We start from the raw sequence: 15,092 nt of genomic DNA, 5'->3' as shown, positions 1-15,092 counted from the left end.
GTATAAGCGTTCAGAAATTTATAAAGGACTACCTTCCGATCAATAAAAAATTATCATCTGGCAAGATTACGCCAACGTTTCCAATCTCTGCCCAAATTTTATGAACTTTATGTTCAAGCAATGAGAATTGCCTCGTGAAAAGCAAATAAATTGTATATAGAATAGATGTAATTTATTTTAAAATTATTAATAATGTATGTCAATATTAATTTTAAAGTTAGCCTCTTGTTAGTTATTTTCTGTCAATTTAAGTATAGGAAGAATTTTAGAAATGTATTTTTATTAGCATAAATTTAATGCCCTGAAATTATGTCTAGTCCACTTTATGTTTTGACAAGCCGTCTTTTGTTTGATGAATGTACCTATTTACGAGCACTTAGTTAAAAGATAGTCTTGGTTTTACCACCGTCGTCAAAACGTGCTATACGAATTGATGCGCCCTTAACGCGCAAGCTTTAAAAAATCAGAAACCTTAACTTGAAAAAATGCTATGGCGAAATGATGCGAAGTTTTATGCAAAAAAAAGAGAATCAACCTGAAGGAAATTGATTCTCTGTAAACTTTAGTTTTAAAAGCCAATGACAAGGTTAGCTATTGTGGACTACGGTGAAATTTTTGGTTACCACTCATAATTCGTGGGATCTTGAAGTCCGCGTCCAGTTGCCTTGTCCAGCATCAGCCGTTGTTCAAAGTGTGCCACATTCCGCTTCGTTTCTTTGACCATGTCAGGGTTAACTGAGACATAGTCAATGCCACTTTGAATCAAGAAGTTCGTAAACTCTGGATACTCAGAAGGCGCTTGTCCACAAATGGAAACCGTCTTGCCATCTTTATGTGCGACTTTAATCAAGTGGCGAATTGCACGTTTGACAGCTAAGTTACGCTCATCAAAGAGTCTTGCCACAGTGTCATTATTACGATCACAACCTAAAATCAACATGGCCAAATCATTGGAACCAATCGAGTAGCCATCAATGAACTGATTGAATTGGTCTGCCAAAATAATGTTTGATGGGATTTCGGCCATCATGTAAACTTTGAAGTCTTCACTACGAACAAGCCCTTCATTGCGCATGATGGTGGTGACTTTCTCTGCTTCAGGAACGGTTCGGACAAATGGAATCATGACGTTTAAGTTCTTGAGGCCTAATTCATTACGAGCTTTCTTGACAGCCGCTAATTCGAGCTTGAAGGCTTCGATATATTTAGGATCGTAATAACGCGAAGCACCTCGCCAGCCAAGTAGGTCTGCAGGCTCATGAGGTTCGTACTTGTCACCACCCTTTAACTTGCGGTACTCGCTTGACTTGAAATCAGAAAGACGCAAAACAACTGGTCGTGGTGCCATCGCACGGACAACCTTCGCAATCCCCTCTGAAAGCATATTAACCACTTTTTCTGGTTCGCCTTTTTCGATGAGATATAAAGGATGTTCATGAATAAACGATGTCCAAAGAAATTCCTCTCGCATCAAGCCAATACCATCAGCTGGTAAGGAAGCATACTTTTCAGCTAAATCAGGATCACCTAAGTTCATCATGACGCCCGTTGCAGTTGGTGCAAAGGTTTCTGCGGCTACAACCTGCCCTGCAATTGGAGTTGCGGCAGTAGAGGTTGTGAGCAGGCTTTCGACCTTTCCTTGATAAACAACCCCGTTTTTTGCGTCAATCGTGACGACATCCCCGGTCTTGAGGGCGTCTGTTGCGGCGACGCCTTTACTCTTTGTCCCGACAATACATGGAATCTGCATTTCTCGTGAAACGATGGCAGCGTGACAAGTCATTCCCCCGTTATTGGTAATAATGGCAGTCGCTTTCTTCATTGCAGGAACCCAATCTGGTGAAGTCATGTAAGTAACCAGAACTTCACCCTGCTTGAATTGATCAATGTCGTCTGGGCTATCAATGACGTGAACCACACCACTAGCCAGTCCTGGACTTGCAGGCAGGCCACGGATAATGACTTTAGCATCTGCTTCTTCAACAACATTCCCATCTGCGGCGCTATTTTTCTCCTTATTGCGTCGTGACCATACAGTTTCAGGACGTGCTTGCACAACCCACAAACGATCTGTGTTAGCATCTAAAGCAAACTCCATGTCCATATAGCAACCATAGTGACGTTCAATTTCTTTGGCATAACCAGCTAATTCAATGACCTGACTATCGGTTAGAACTGGTTGCCCTTGTATCTCGTCGGGAACCGGCTCTTCCTTGGTGCCGCCATTAGAGATGCGAGTGAGCTGGACGGGCTGCTTAATGATATTTTTTTCGACAATCTTCATTGATTGTTTATCAACGGCAAAATGGTCTGGGGTAACTTTACCCAAAACAACGTACTCACCTAACCCATAAATTGCATCAATAACGATCTTAGACGCATCCCCATTAGAAACATCCACAGAGAACATAATTCCTGATGCCTTTGAGAAGACCATCATTTGTACTGCTGCGGAAAGTGCAACTTTTTCGTGGGGGAAGTTTTGTTTATGACGATAATAGGTTGCGCGATCGGTGAAGAGCGACGCATAACATTGCTGAACCCGGTTCACAACATCGTCTGCACCTTTGATGTTTAGATACGACTCTTGCTGTCCTGCAAATGAGGCATTGGGTAAATCCTCAGCTGTGGCAGAAGAACGAATCGCGACGAATGGGTTTTCCTGACCCATCTTTTTCGCCAAGTCGGCATATGCCTGTTTGATATCGCTTGCTAAATCATCAGGCATCTTTGCCTCTACAATAAGGTTGCGAATTTCCTCGCAAGTGGCATGTAACTCATCCGAATTTTCGTAGTCCTTAATACTCTCAAGTAAAGTATTAACTTTATCATTTACTCCTGTTTGGTGCATGAAATAACGATATGCGCGTGCAGTGGTTGCAAAACCATACGGCACCGGAACATCCATTGACGATGTCATTTCGCCTAGTGACGAAGATTTTCCGCCAACTAGGTTAACATCTTCACGATGCAACTCATCAAACCATAAAACATTTACAGTATCGCGACTACTCATGTTATTACCTCCTTGAATAATTAGTTACTTGAATATAGTGAACACCAAACAATAAACTACAAAAATGAAAACGTTTACAATTACCCGACTTTATTATAGTTCAACTTTTCACAAAGGTGAAGGATATGATTTGCGTTTTTATTCTGATCGATCAAAAAAACCGTAATGACGCGATAAAGTCATTACGGATCCTTTTTTATTTGTTATGCACCTAGATCGGCTTTGATACCATGGGTAGTAGCTTCAAAAAATTGTTAAAAGCCACGCTAAACCTAACCCAAGTGTTACAAAAATAGCACAAAATTTCCAATTCCATTTGATTGAGATTGAGCCTGCACTGACATTTAAAATGGAAGCCACGACCAAAATAATACCTGCAAATGGGGACAGCATATAAGCCACCGCTCCGCCAATGTTTAAGCTTAGTGCGATTAGGACCGGAGAAAAAGGGAGATGCACAGCTACCACTAATTTTCCGAATAAGGCAATTGAGGCAAGCGGATGAATGCCCACAAGTGCCATTGCCACGATTATTATCGGAATAGCGATCAACACTAACCACCCTATTTGACTCAGAAATGGTGACAACGTATGGGCAAAGGTCTCTTCAAGTGGTGAATGTTCAAATGCATAAGAAAAAGTGCCAACTGCCACAAAAAAGGGTGCTAGTGAACTGCCAGAAAAAAGTCCATTGTGCCAAAATGACCGGATGTTTTGACGTACCTCAACCCTAGAAGTCGGCTTTTGTGAAAGTGCCAGCACCCAAAGACTAACGATAAAGATGCCCGATAACGTTACGGCTTGCATTGAACTACCTATTTTTAGCATAATTAGAATAAAACTAAGTAACAATAGTCCCAGCACAGCAAACATGATTTGCAGCAGACGCATTTTGTCGTTGGTTAATTCAACTTTCTGATGAGTTACCTTAGGTCGCGAATGATGATATGCCATTACGGTATTTAAGAGCCCACTCTTTCTTTCCAAAAAATAGGAAATCGTTAATCCTAATAAAGAAAGTAAGAAACTTGGGATAAACAAACTTATCCAAGCAACGTTTGTTACACTACAAATCAAGAAAATTGTTGCTGCGCCAGGCGACCAAAGCGTCCCTAATATGAATGCCCTAGTGATTGCCTTGGAGGAAAATTCCTCATAATGTGGAATTCGTTTGCGTAAGGTTTCGCCTAAAATTGAAAAAATTATGGGGACAGTTCCCAAAGACAAAATACTGGAGAGAATATTGGTGACTATCATGACAAATAAGAAAATTGATTTTGGTTGATGAAGGCGATTATCAACAAAAGATTCGACTGCCATTCGATAATGACCAACTGCAATTGGAATTGTAAACAGCTGCATCACAATTAAAAGCGTGACAATGTCGAGCATATCGTTAATTGCCTGACAGACAATTGTTAAATTAGGTGTTGCCACTAGCAATAGCAAAATACCCAAAATAAAGAAGATGAGACTGGCCCATCTAAAAATTTTGCTCAGCCTATGCATGCCCAGAATAAAAATCGCAACCCCTAAGCCAGCGCTTATTACCGTCAAATTCAAATTTGTTAGTGTCATGCTCAACCGTACGATAACAAGGAGGACGAGTACAACGCGGTATACAGCTGCCTGTTTCAACTTTATTGCCTCCTTTTTAAATGATATTTACGCAGTCATAGTTAAAAGCTAATTAATGAATGGTATAACCGCCATCGACTGGTATGCCTTGGCCAATAATATAACTGGCTGCATCACTACATAAGAACAAGACAACGTTTGCGATTTCTTTAGGATCCGCCAACCGCCCAATGGGAACCTCCTTCATTAAGGCATCCATCTCTGATTTTTCTGTTCCCATCATTCGGTCAACCATTGGTGTATGAATAATACCTGGACAAACTGCATTGATTCTAATGCCCTTATCGGCATACTCTAGTGCGGAACTTTTGGTCATTCCTAACACGCCATGTTTGGAAGCATGGTAAGCGGACCGTCCCGCAATACCAACCAAACCACCCATTGAGGAACAATTGACAATTGCTCCGGGAGTTTTTTGTCGTTTAAACTGCTTAATTTCGTACTTCATACATAGAAAAATCCCTTTTAAATTTGTGTTCAAGACATTGTCATATTCCTCGAGTGCCAGTTCATCTGTATACGTGACAGGACTTTGAATACCCGCGTTATTATACGCAAAATCTAACCGACCAAATTGCTTGACGGTAAAAGCAACCAGATTTTTGACATCTAATTCATTTGCAACATCACATTTAAATGAGGCAGCTTTAAAACCTTGTTTGATTAACGCTTGTGCCTCTTTAGTGGGCTCATGGTGTCCAGCTAGGACTACGGCTGCTCCGGCCTGTGCAAATTGAGTTGCAGCTGCTAATCCAATGCCAGTACGGGCGCCAGTGACGATGACTACTTTTCCTTTAAAATTATTCATTTTCTAATCTCCAATCTTATTTTAATTAAGTATTCACATTACAAACCTTATCTTAATGCCGGGATGATAAGGCGTCTATTACTTTAAAAACACTGCCATTTGCCTCGAAGGTATTGCCGGGCCGGCTACTAGTATTAAATAAAAAGTACTAGGTTTTACCGTAGTCTTACGCTATACCTAGTACTTATTAGTTATTTTAATTTGAACTGCATCTCGGTATTACCTAACTTACTCATGAAGGAGAGATCTGAATTAATATGACCGACCAACTGCAAATGGCTAATCACCTCTCCTGTTTGTTTGTAAAAAATGACGAAGCTGTGTCTGGGGGCCCAGTAGGCAATGTCGCCCGTATGATAGCTTGTTGTTTTTGTTTCGGAAGCTGGAAGTGCGTTTTTAAATCTATAAGTCATTTCTCGTGCATACAGATTCAACATTGGTAAAGTCAGTGGAAAGTTAGCAATTAACGCCTGAGCGGTCGCATTTTCCAGCAAGTTCCCCGTTAAGATTTTTTTACCGACTTGTATTTGAATAGCTATCATTATTTTTTCTCCTTCATAAAATAAACAATAAAAAATAGACTACTAAGAGTTCGTCTATTTCAGAAATATAAACATCCAAAAAGCTTCCTTTTATTTAGAGACACTTATCAACGGGCGCTCCAATTGACTTGTTCATTGAAAGCTGGCATTGGGTAAAAGGCGAGAATTAGCCTTGTTTAGTTGGATACACGGTAAATTCATTTACATTAACATCTTCGGGCTGATCGATGGCAAAATTGACAACTCGTGCAATCGCGTCGGGAGAAATTCCCACGCGATTATATTGTTGTTGCATTCTTTTTGCCGCAGCATCATCCGTGATTGTATGCAAAAGTTCAGTATTAATTGCACCAGGATAGATGGTTGCTGTACGAATGTTCGTCCCTTCTTGCGCGCTTTCCATCCGAATAACTTCCATTAAATTACGTACCGCAAATTTAGTTGCACCATACACTCCAGAGCCAGGAAAGCTCTTAATACCTGCCACTGAAGAAGTTGTAATAATTTGCCCGTGCTTTTGTGCCACAAAGTCAGGCATCACAGCTGCGACACCATTTAAAACGCCTTTTAAGTTAATGTCGATCATTGCATTCCATTCATCTGTATGCAGTGCACTAATGGGACTAGTTGGCATAATGCCCGCATTGTTATAAATAACATCAATCCCGCCAAATGCGGTTTTAGCTTTTTGAACTAAGTTTTTGATCTCATCTGGTTTTGTAACATCGGTTGTTTGATAAACAGCCTGCCCACCATCTTGTGTGATCGCATTGACGAGTTGTTCAAGCCGTTTCGCGCGCCGTGCACCAAGGACAACTTTGGCTCCATTTTGAGCTAGCAACTTTGCCGTTGCTTCACCAATTCCACTTGAGGCACCTACAATAACCACAACTTTATTTTTGACTGACATTTAGTTTTTCCTCCTTGTTTCGCAATTTGACTTAACGACAGCCATAAGCATAATACGCGGATTCCAAAACGTCTAATACTTGTAAAATTACGGGCATTGCTTTTTAGGTATCAAAACTTCATTTATGCAAAGGCTTGATGAAATTTTTTGACGAATTCACTTACGACAGGAGACATAATCCTCCCTTTACGCCAAACTAAGACGCAATTTGTTTTGACGACTGGGTCTAAAGGAACAAAAGTAGTCTCACTCGCTGGTACCATGGAATTCGCACCTTCTATGCCAACGAGCGAGCCGATTTCTCGAGTAACTAAAGAAATAGCATTAAAACTTAGGTTAAAATCGCCGACGATGTTTAATTCATCAAGCGTGACGTCTGCCCAGTTGGTAACCATGCGTTGCATTTCAGGTTGTGACGGCATTAACAATGGGATACCGATTAAGTCCTGAGGTGTAATTCCCTTTTTCTGGGCTAAAAAAGACTCGTTACTGACCAATAGTCCCCACTTCTCCGTCCGTGGGAGAACAATTTGCTGATACTTATGTAAATCGATGGGTTGCAAAAGAATTCCTAAATCGATTAATCCTTTATCGAGAAGATCCGACACATCTGCACTTGAGCCGGAAAAAATGGTAAAGGTAATTTCAGGGTAATCATTCACAAATTCTTCGAGCATCATTGCCAAGGTGTCTGAATTGTCAGCCTCCACACAGCCAATTCTTATGTGGCCACTAAACAATTCACTTCTTCTATCCGCAAACTCCTGCTTGGTCTGCTCCGTTAAATCCAAAATTTCTTCCGCTCTTGACTTTAGAAATAAACCAGCTTCTGTTAAAGATAACCGGCCCTTAGTTCGATTAAACAAAGGTGTGCCTAGCTCATCTTCTAATTCATGAATTTGCCGACTCAAAGTGGGTTGTGTGATGTGCAAAAGCCGTGCCGCCTTTGCCATTGTGCCCTCTTCTGCAATTGTCCAAAAGTAGCGTAAAATTCGATATTCCATTTTGTTACCTCCAACTGTACTGACTCGCCCTACTGAATTTCCTCATTTTTATTACAATTATCATAGTCCAGTTAGTACTTAGAAAGCAAAAAACATGTCTCGTGAGACATGCTTAATTTCGTGCAGGAATTACAAATTCTGCGTGTTCAATTTGTTGCTGGGTTATAGCAGTTCTAAAATCGTTATAAAAAAAGCCAGGCTTCAAATTGGTTTTCGCCTTGAGGGCATAGACAGTTAAAGTATAGTGATGCGGCTTATCTGGGGGAACAGGACCCGCATAGTGATTTTCTACATATGAATCATCAACGGCATAGAATCTGGAGTACCAGGCATTTTTACCTTGTGGGGCGCGTGACTGGCGGCTGAAGTCTGCTGCTATGTTGTTGGTAATTGGCACATCACTGGCTAGCCAATGAATAAAGGGAAAACCGGTTCGTGGAACGGCTTCGTAGTCAATGAGTGACCATCCCAAAAATTTTGCTTCTGTTGGTATTTTTTGAATGACAATTGGAAATGATTTAATTGGCTGCCCAGCCCTTTTATCCGTTTCATTACAGTACTTCGAATATTCATCTGGCAAATAGCCGTTATCTAATTGAACATTGATTTTCATAATTCTCACTCCTAGTAAAATGAAGGCTTGTCCCACTCGGTATGTGGTTCTTGAACGCCGATACTTTGTTTATTGTACAGTTTAGGGTTACGCACAATGTCGGTTACTAATTTAGCAATTGCCTGCCGGGTGACCTGGGTGCCTTTCATCGGTTGTCCTTGTGGCACGATCTCATAGGCCGTATTACCATCCTGATCATATAACCAACTCATTCGTAAAAATGTATAATCCAGAGCACTATGATCAATAATCGCAGCAGCAGCTTTGATAGACGTATAATCACCCATCATGCGCGCATTCCATTCACCAAATTTACCGACGACTTCATCATAAATGCCTAAACCACCGGCCACAATCAACCGGCTAACATGATTTTCTGTCATAGCTTGAACGACGTTTTTATTGGCCTGTTTAAAATGTCCAGTTGCTAGATAGACAATTTCTTGGGACTTTATGGCTGCTTTCAAATCATCAGGATGATCCCAATCACCATCAAACAAAGTAATTTGGGAATAAGCACGGTAGCCTTTAAGGCGTTGCGTAGCATTTCGCGCAAATAAAGTTAATTGGATGTCAGGTAATTTTAATAAATCTGGAATCAAATAATGGCTAATATGACTTGTTGCGCCTAATATTAAAATTTTGGTCATGTTGTGTAAAACTCCTTTCGTGTCAGGAAAACAAAAACTGAATTTAATTTGTTATATTCATGTTAATGAGTGATAGGTTGGTAGTCCAATACTTTATAAAATGGAAACATTGCTTTTGAGGTATCGGTAGATAATAATGTGCAATACCTCAAAAGCATTAGATTACTTTAAATTAGGTATTAGACGTATAGCTGATTTTTTCTGTAAGATGACACTTGTATTTAGCACCCAGCTAGATATAGACATTTTATCGAGGAGGATTTTTATGAAAAAGAATACTAGCGGTTTGTTTTTAATAACTGTAATCGTTGTTATCATGATATTAGGGTTGACGTTTGTATTTCGTGATTCCATTTTTAATGGTCAAGCACAAAGTACCCCTCAACACACATCTAAAGTTGTTGTGACCTCAAAGGCGGCCACGAGCAAAAATACGTCTGTCTCTTCTAGTCATAACCACGATTCGTCAGGCAACCAAATTACGGATGAAGATGTCGTGGGCGTTTGGGTAAATCATATTAACAAGGACATTCATCAGCAAATCACCTTTTTGAGTAATCATACATGGAAAGAAAATCAGCACGGTCAAACAAATATTTATTCTGGTAAATGGAAAATTACTGGCCCTTACACCATTAATTTATCGCCATATGACGAAGACATTAGGTTTACGAAGAATAATTTCAATGAAATGACGGTCATTAGTTATGATCACGTGTTGACTAAGAATAAGGCTAGTTAAGTATGAAAAACATTTTAATATTAGGTGCTAACGGCCGCATTGCGAAGCTGGTCAGGAGAAGAATTTTGGCGGAAACAGATTATCATATCACTAGTTTTCTTAGGAACTCGCGACGATTAGTTACACGTATGCCCGAAAGAGAAACGGTGATGACTGGTGACGCTCTTAACTATGCGGATTTATTAGATGCGATGCAGAATCAAGACATTGTATACGCCAATTTAAGTGGCAATGTTGCTAAAATGGCAACTTTAATTTTAGCCGCTATGAAACAAACACATTTGAAGCGACTCATTTGGATAACTGGATCGGGTTTATATCATGAAACACCAGATCCTTTTGGCACATGGGTAGAAAACGTTGTCGGTCATGAAAATAAAGAAAACACACGGAAAGCTGCAAAACTAATTGAAAATTCTGCCGTTGAATATACAATTATTCGTGCAGCTTTTATGATTGACAGTGATGAAATTGATTATGAATTAACTCAAAAAGGACAACCATTTAAAGGTACGATGATTTCTCGGGAAAGTATTGCTGATTTGATCATTAAAATTATGAATACCCCTTCGAAATATAAGTTTGAAAGTCTGGGAATTGCCAAACCTGGCACAGAAAACGGACTTGAGGAAATTATAAGCAAGTATTATTAGTGTTTTTCAAATGGTATGACAATCCAAAAAGGTTTATTTTCGCTTAGCTAGGAAAATAAACCTTTTTTTACATATTTAAATGGGACGACACGTCAGCCTTTGTGTCTGCCAGTTTTTGTTCGATTGAAAGACGACATTTAACGATTATCATTTACGGTTAACCTTTTTGACATCGTAAGAGTTGGTCGCAAGCTAAATCTCAATTTAGTAACCTATTATTTTTTGAATTTTAAGCAGTTTAGTTTGAACCACTCTTGGTAAATAGTAAATATTAGCTTGAGGTTCAAGCATTGACCGAAATAATGCCAGCTGGTCTTACCTTTTCTGCCTTTATCACAACATTTGCAGATTTGATTTCTTAAGTTTGTCAAAGATCTGTGTTGCATTTTCTGCCTGAATGGATTATGCCATCAATTTTGGCCACCCCTTTTGAATACGGTTGACACGCTTTAAGAAAGACGCTTATCATTACTTTAATGCTTATCCGAAAAAGAGAATCTTGATAAATCTATCAGGGCTACAAAGGAAGGTGACAGCGTGGTGGTAGCAAAAGAACGTGAAATTATCGAGGTTTGTGGGCATGCAGGTAAAATATTACTGGAAAGTGGTGCGGAAACAGCCAGAGTCGAATCAACTGTCGAGTACATTGACCGGGCAGCCGGTATCAAGATCAGTTGCCATGCAGAAATGACCGCTATTTTTGTGGATTCTAACGATAATCCCACAACTCACCTCGTAAAGGTGCGAACAGGCGATTTTAATTTACAAAAGGTTGATGAGATCAATACCCTTTCTCGAGCTTTTACCGAGCACAAGATTACTTTTGATGAGTTGAAATCTGGGTCAAGTCCAAAATGTTGGTGTAAATTAAATTCCGCGAATTTATCATTTCACAAGCTTAAGCATACCGGCTTCTTCTGAATTGTCATCTTTTTCAATCCCGTGGTAAACGGTCATGTTTAAGTACCGTGGACCAGCAGCCCATTTTTCATTCTGTTCAATCAGTAGTGCTCCCATTAGTCGCAAGACGCTTAGATCATTCGGGAATATCCGGATTACACGGTCACGACGACGAATTTCTTGATTAACCCGCTCAATTGTATTATTCGTCCGGAGACGCTTCCTTAGCTCCTCTGGGAGCTGGTAAATCACCATTAATTCGTCAAAACTATTTTCTAATTTCTTCACCACCTTAGGGAACTCGGTCTGCCAATCTTTAACCAATTGGTCACGCCGTTCAACCGCTTGGTCGTACGTTGGAGCATTAAATAAATCTTTGAGTCGGTTAGCAACTTCTTTACGATCCTTGAGTGCCAGAATACTTGTACAGTCATTACTAAAATGAAATTGACATCTCTGCCAAAGGCTACCCTGAAATTGCGTAGTGATTGCATCCTTTAAGCCACAATGAGCGTCTGAAACAAACATATCAACGTTGGTAAGGCCCCGCTGTTTAAGTTCACTAAAGAAGTCCATCCATGCAGCTTTTGATTCACTATCACCGATATCAAAACCGAGCACTTCTCGACGACCGCTAGGGTCGATTCCAATCGCAACGAGTAAGCTATTACTTGTCACAACGTGACCACGGTGTACCTTAAATAAAATTGCATCGGCATACACAAAAGTATACTTTTGCGTAAAGGGACGTCGGTTAAAATCCAGCACTTGGTCGTCCAAATTACTGCATAAAGCCGAGACCGTACTTTTAGAAAAGGTTGTCCCACATAACTTCTTAGTAATCTCAGCTACTTTACGTGTTGAAACACCTTGGATTACCATTTCCATTAATGCCAAATCAAAGGCCTGCTCACTACGCTGGTAGCGCTTGAACAGCTGTGTTGAAAAATTACCATGACGGAGTTTAGGAACGTGTAGTTCAAGTGTTCCTACTCGTGTGGTAAGCTAACGAACCCGATAACCATTCCGTGAATTGGTTCGTTCATCCGAACGTTCATAAGCCTTAGCTTTAATCTGCTCAGTCGCTTCGGACTTTAGAATTTCATCAAGGATTTTGGCCATAATTGATTGCATGGCCTTATCCCGATCACCTAGTAATAGCTCCTTTAATTCGTCATCCTCTAAATTTAATTCAACTTTTGGCATAATGAAGTTCCTTTCAGATTTCACAAAGTCCTATTTAGAATTTACACCAATTATACGGACATAACCGAAATCTGGGATTGCACGAATTGATAAAGCGGTGATCGACTTCAACTGGCCCGAAAAAATTTTTGGTGCTGGTCTGGTTTCAGTCGCACCTATGCTTCTCTTTCATGCCACTTGGGGCGATCTCACTCTCGCTTTTTTCGTAGGAATTTTAGGGTATTTAGCCGCCCAGTATGCGGGTAAAACGATGGTTACCCCATATATCAGCGTTGGTATTGGGGGTCTGGTCATTGGTTTACTGGCAAGTAGTTTAGTAAGCATCGGAATAGCTGAGAGCGCGCAAAATATCATAGTGAGTGCGTTAATGCCACTCGTCCCTGGTGTTGCGATTACGAATTCATTACGTGAAATTATGGGACGGCACACCATTTCTGGAATTGTGAGGGCTGTGGATGCGCTGATGACGGCTGGGGCAATTGGTGCAGGTGTGATTATCGGTAGTCTGTTAACACAATTTTTGTGGGGAGGCCTTTAAGATGCAACTTATTGGGGGTTTTATTTTTAGTTTCTTATCAACGGTTGGGTTTGGTGTTATTACCAACGTGCCACGACGAACCCTTCTCCCTGCTGGGATTACCGGGGCGCTATCCTGGGTAGTTTACCTTTTGGTTCAGTCTGCAACCAAAAATGTGATTTTACCCAATCTTTTTGCAGCAGTCACCATTGGACTTTTAGCAAACATCGCTGCAATTGTTGTTAAAGCTCCAGTGAATGTCTTGTATGTGCCCTGTCTAGTTTCACTAGTTCCGGGTGCCATTGTATGCGGGGGTTCACATTGGGCCAGGTCGCCAGTGCGCAGCAGAATCTGTTAAAGACGCTGATGATTGCAATGGCATTAGCAGTCGGTTTTTTAATTGCGGAAGCCTTTTTTAGCAAAATTCGTCCCGCAATTCGCCGCTGGTTAAAGTAAATTGAGTTAAATAAAACCAAGAAAGGATGAAAAAAATGTCACTAAAAACTGAATTAATGGCTAAATTAGACGCAGCACAACCGGAGATGATTAAAATTCGCCGGCATTTGCATAAATATCCCGAATTGTCATTTCATGAAGAAAAAACAGCGGCGTATATTAAAGCTTTCTATCAAAACCTGGATTGTCAGATTACAAATTATGGCGAGGGATATGGCTTTGCCGTGGAAATTAGCGGTGGGCAACCGGGACCAAAACTTGCCTTACGGGCTGATTTTGATGCTTTAGCGGTTCAAGAAGATAATGACTTACCTTTTAAATCCGTTAATCCAGGCGTGATGCACGCTTGTGGACATGACGGCCACACTGCCTATTTGATGGTTTTGGCGAAAGCTTTGATTGAATTGAAGGATCGATTACATGGCAGCATTCGCGTTATCCATCAAAATGCAGAAGAAGTTTCCCCAGGTGGAGCCAAAGGAATGGTGGCAGATGGTGTGCTTGATGGCGTTGATAATGTGATTGGGTTGCACGTCATGACGTCCATGCCTACGGGCAGTATTGGGTATCATCTCAATGAAACTCAGACCGGCCGGGCAAATTTTACGATTACCTTTACAGGTAAAGGCGGTCATGCTTCCATGCCTCATTTATCGAATGATGCGATCGTCAGTGGTAGTTATTTTGTGACAGCTTTACAAACGGTGGTTTCAAGACGAATCGATCCCTTTGATACAGCTAGTGTAACCATCGGTTCTTTCGATGGTAATGGTTCTTACAATGCCATCAAAGAAAGCGTCACGCTTAAAGGTGATGTACGCGTGATGAAAGAAACAACCCGAAAAACGGTCCGTAGTCAAATTGAGCAGATTGCTCATGGGATCGAAGCAATGTTTGGCGTCCGTGCAGAGATTGATTACGACGATAACTACCCTGTCCTCGTTAACGATCCCCAACTCACGACCAGTGTGATGGAGACGATCAAAGCGGCAAAAATTCCGGAACTTACTCAGGTTTTCGATTGCGGCCCTCAAGATCCATCTGAAGACTTTGCCTACTTCGCCCAACATACGCCTAGTTGTTTCTTTTATGTGGGATGTCAGACGTCAGATGGTGCAAATCATCCGCACCATAGTCCGGACTTTATGCTGAATGAAGATGCCCTCATTATTGCAGCAAAATCCGCAGGTGCAGCAGTTTTGGGCTATCTAGATCAATCTAAATAAAAAAGTCCTATCGTAACCAAGAATTCAACTGTCTGGAAAAGTTTACATGGTTTCACATAAACTTAGACGTTCTAAGCTTACCTTACGATAGGACTATTTATTAAGCTCATTTGTGTGCAGTATTCTGTTCCATAAAATAACGTTTTTTCATACGGAATGGGTTTGCACATACCTGGGGCTGCTAGCGAGTCACCTGCATATCTCTAAAAGG

12 protein-coding genes and 3 pseudogenes are annotated in these 15,092 nt (G+C 40.7%); 6 read left to right on the top strand and 9 right to left on the bottom strand.

Translation table 11 applies throughout. The features are described from left to right. Nucleotides 1–619: 619 nt before the first annotated feature. The 8 genes from ppsA to ACLJJ6_RS04835 form a co-directional block, all read right to left on the bottom strand. A complete protein-coding gene (gene ppsA, locus ACLJJ6_RS04870; protein ID WP_412990302.1) occupies nucleotides 620–3,016 on the bottom strand; it encodes a phosphoenolpyruvate synthase in 2,397 nt (798 codons plus the stop codon). Between the two features lie 243 nt (nucleotides 3,017–3,259). Continuing rightward, nucleotides 3,260–4,654, bottom strand: coding sequence for a hypothetical protein (locus tag ACLJJ6_RS04865; protein WP_412990300.1), 1,395 nt, complete (start codon nucleotides 4,652–4,654; stop codon nucleotides 3,260–3,262). Nucleotides 4,655–4,706: 52 nt separating this feature from the next. Then, nucleotides 4,707–5,462, bottom strand: coding sequence for an SDR family NAD(P)-dependent oxidoreductase (locus ACLJJ6_RS04860; RefSeq protein WP_412990299.1), 756 nt, complete (start codon nucleotides 5,460–5,462; stop codon nucleotides 4,707–4,709). A gap of 191 nt (nucleotides 5,463–5,653) precedes the next feature. Further along, the gene (locus ACLJJ6_RS04855; RefSeq protein ID WP_412990297.1) at nucleotides 5,654–6,004 is read right to left on the bottom strand and encodes a cyclophilin-like fold protein; all 351 of its coding nucleotides are present in this window, start codon (nucleotides 6,002–6,004) and stop codon (nucleotides 5,654–5,656) included. A 166-nt stretch (nucleotides 6,005–6,170) separates the two neighbouring features. Next, entirely contained in the window at nucleotides 6,171–6,914 is a 744-nt protein-coding gene (locus tag ACLJJ6_RS04850; RefSeq protein ID WP_412990296.1) for an SDR family oxidoreductase, read from the bottom strand. A gap of 122 nt (nucleotides 6,915–7,036) precedes the next feature. After that, nucleotides 7,037–7,918: a LysR family transcriptional regulator gene (locus ACLJJ6_RS04845; RefSeq protein ID WP_412990294.1), complete on the bottom strand. Its 882-nt coding sequence runs from the start codon at nucleotides 7,916–7,918 to the stop codon at nucleotides 7,037–7,039. Nucleotides 7,919–8,030: 112 nt separating this feature from the next. Continuing rightward, complete coding sequence (locus ACLJJ6_RS04840) at nucleotides 8,031–8,531, bottom strand: YbhB/YbcL family Raf kinase inhibitor-like protein (RefSeq protein ID WP_412990293.1); 501 nt, start codon at nucleotides 8,529–8,531, stop codon at nucleotides 8,031–8,033. An 11-nt stretch (nucleotides 8,532–8,542) separates the two neighbouring features. Next, nucleotides 8,543–9,181, bottom strand: a complete 639-nt coding sequence (locus ACLJJ6_RS04835; protein ID WP_412990292.1) for an NAD(P)H-binding protein — start codon at nucleotides 9,179–9,181, stop codon at nucleotides 8,543–8,545. Between the two features lie 265 nt (nucleotides 9,182–9,446). Between ACLJJ6_RS04835 and ACLJJ6_RS04830 the strand changes: the two genes are divergently transcribed. The 3 genes from ACLJJ6_RS04830 (at nucleotide 9,447) to ACLJJ6_RS04820 (ending at nucleotide 11,497) form a co-directional block, all read left to right on the top strand. Continuing rightward, nucleotides 9,447–9,923: a hypothetical protein gene (locus tag ACLJJ6_RS04830; protein WP_412990291.1), complete on the top strand. Its 477-nt coding sequence runs from the start codon at nucleotides 9,447–9,449 to the stop codon at nucleotides 9,921–9,923. Between the two features lie 2 nt (nucleotides 9,924–9,925). Continuing rightward, a complete protein-coding gene (locus ACLJJ6_RS04825; RefSeq protein WP_412990290.1) occupies nucleotides 9,926–10,576 on the top strand; it encodes an NAD(P)H-binding protein in 651 nt (216 codons plus the stop codon). 537 nt (nucleotides 10,577–11,113) lie between these two features. Next, complete coding sequence (locus ACLJJ6_RS04820) at nucleotides 11,114–11,497, top strand: threonine/serine exporter family protein (RefSeq protein WP_412990289.1); 384 nt, start codon at nucleotides 11,114–11,116, stop codon at nucleotides 11,495–11,497. Here the strand turns inward: ACLJJ6_RS04820 and ACLJJ6_RS04815 are convergent. Then, nucleotides 11,462–12,682: pseudogene (locus ACLJJ6_RS04815) on the bottom strand (IS256 family transposase). The gene ACLJJ6_RS04820 and the pseudogene ACLJJ6_RS04815 overlap by 36 nt on opposite strands. A gap of 67 nt (nucleotides 12,683–12,749) precedes the next feature. On the opposite strand from ACLJJ6_RS04815, the pseudogene ACLJJ6_RS04810 reads away from it, so the two are divergent. From ACLJJ6_RS04810 to ACLJJ6_RS04800, 3 genes and pseudogenes are all read left to right on the top strand, one after another. Next, nucleotides 12,750–13,220: pseudogene (locus tag ACLJJ6_RS04810) on the top strand (threonine/serine exporter family protein); the annotation flags it as partial. Nucleotide 13,221: 1 nt separating this feature from the next. Continuing rightward, a pseudogene (locus ACLJJ6_RS04805) lies at nucleotides 13,222–13,655 on the top strand (threonine/serine exporter family protein). A 35-nt stretch (nucleotides 13,656–13,690) separates the two neighbouring features. Then, on the top strand, nucleotides 13,691–14,881 hold the full coding sequence (locus ACLJJ6_RS04800) for an amidohydrolase (RefSeq protein WP_412990288.1): 1,191 nt from the start codon (nucleotides 13,691–13,693) through the stop codon (nucleotides 14,879–14,881). Nucleotides 14,882–15,092 lie beyond the last annotated feature (211 nt).

The organism is Pediococcus siamensis, from assembly GCF_047220215.1.
GTDB lineage: Bacteria > Bacillota > Bacilli > Lactobacillales > Lactobacillaceae > Pediococcus > Pediococcus siamensis.
This window is presented reverse-complemented; position numbering and strand designations above follow the sequence as displayed.

What these genes read in the sequence shown, in the direction of transcription:
- ppsA (WP_412990302.1), bottom strand. Translation starts at nt 3,016, where the DNA reads ATGAGTAGTCGCGATACTGTAAATGTTTTATGGTTTGATGAGTTGCAT.
- ACLJJ6_RS04860 (WP_412990299.1), bottom strand. Translation starts at nt 5,462, where the DNA reads ATGAATAATTTTAAAGGAAAAGTAGTCATCGTCACTGGCGCCCGTACT.
- ACLJJ6_RS04855 (WP_412990297.1), bottom strand. Translation starts at nt 6,004, where the DNA reads ATGATAGCTATTCAAATACAAGTCGGTAAAAAAATCTTAACGGGGAAC.
- ACLJJ6_RS04850 (WP_412990296.1), bottom strand. Translation starts at nt 6,914, where the DNA reads ATGTCAGTCAAAAATAAAGTTGTGGTTATTGTAGGTGCCTCAAGTGGA.
- ACLJJ6_RS04845 (WP_412990294.1), bottom strand. Translation starts at nt 7,918, where the DNA reads ATGGAATATCGAATTTTACGCTACTTTTGGACAATTGCAGAAGAGGGC.
- ACLJJ6_RS04840 (WP_412990293.1), bottom strand. Translation starts at nt 8,531, where the DNA reads ATGAAAATCAATGTTCAATTAGATAACGGCTATTTGCCAGATGAATAT.
- ACLJJ6_RS04835 (WP_412990292.1), bottom strand. Translation starts at nt 9,181, where the DNA reads ATGACCAAAATTTTAATATTAGGCGCAACAAGTCATATTAGCCATTAT.
- ACLJJ6_RS04830 (WP_412990291.1), top strand. Translation starts at nt 9,447, where the DNA reads ATGAAAAAGAATACTAGCGGTTTGTTTTTAATAACTGTAATCGTTGTT.
- ACLJJ6_RS04825 (WP_412990290.1), top strand. Translation starts at nt 9,926, where the DNA reads ATGAAAAACATTTTAATATTAGGTGCTAACGGCCGCATTGCGAAGCTG.
- ACLJJ6_RS04800 (WP_412990288.1), top strand. Translation starts at nt 13,691, where the DNA reads ATGTCACTAAAAACTGAATTAATGGCTAAATTAGACGCAGCACAACCG.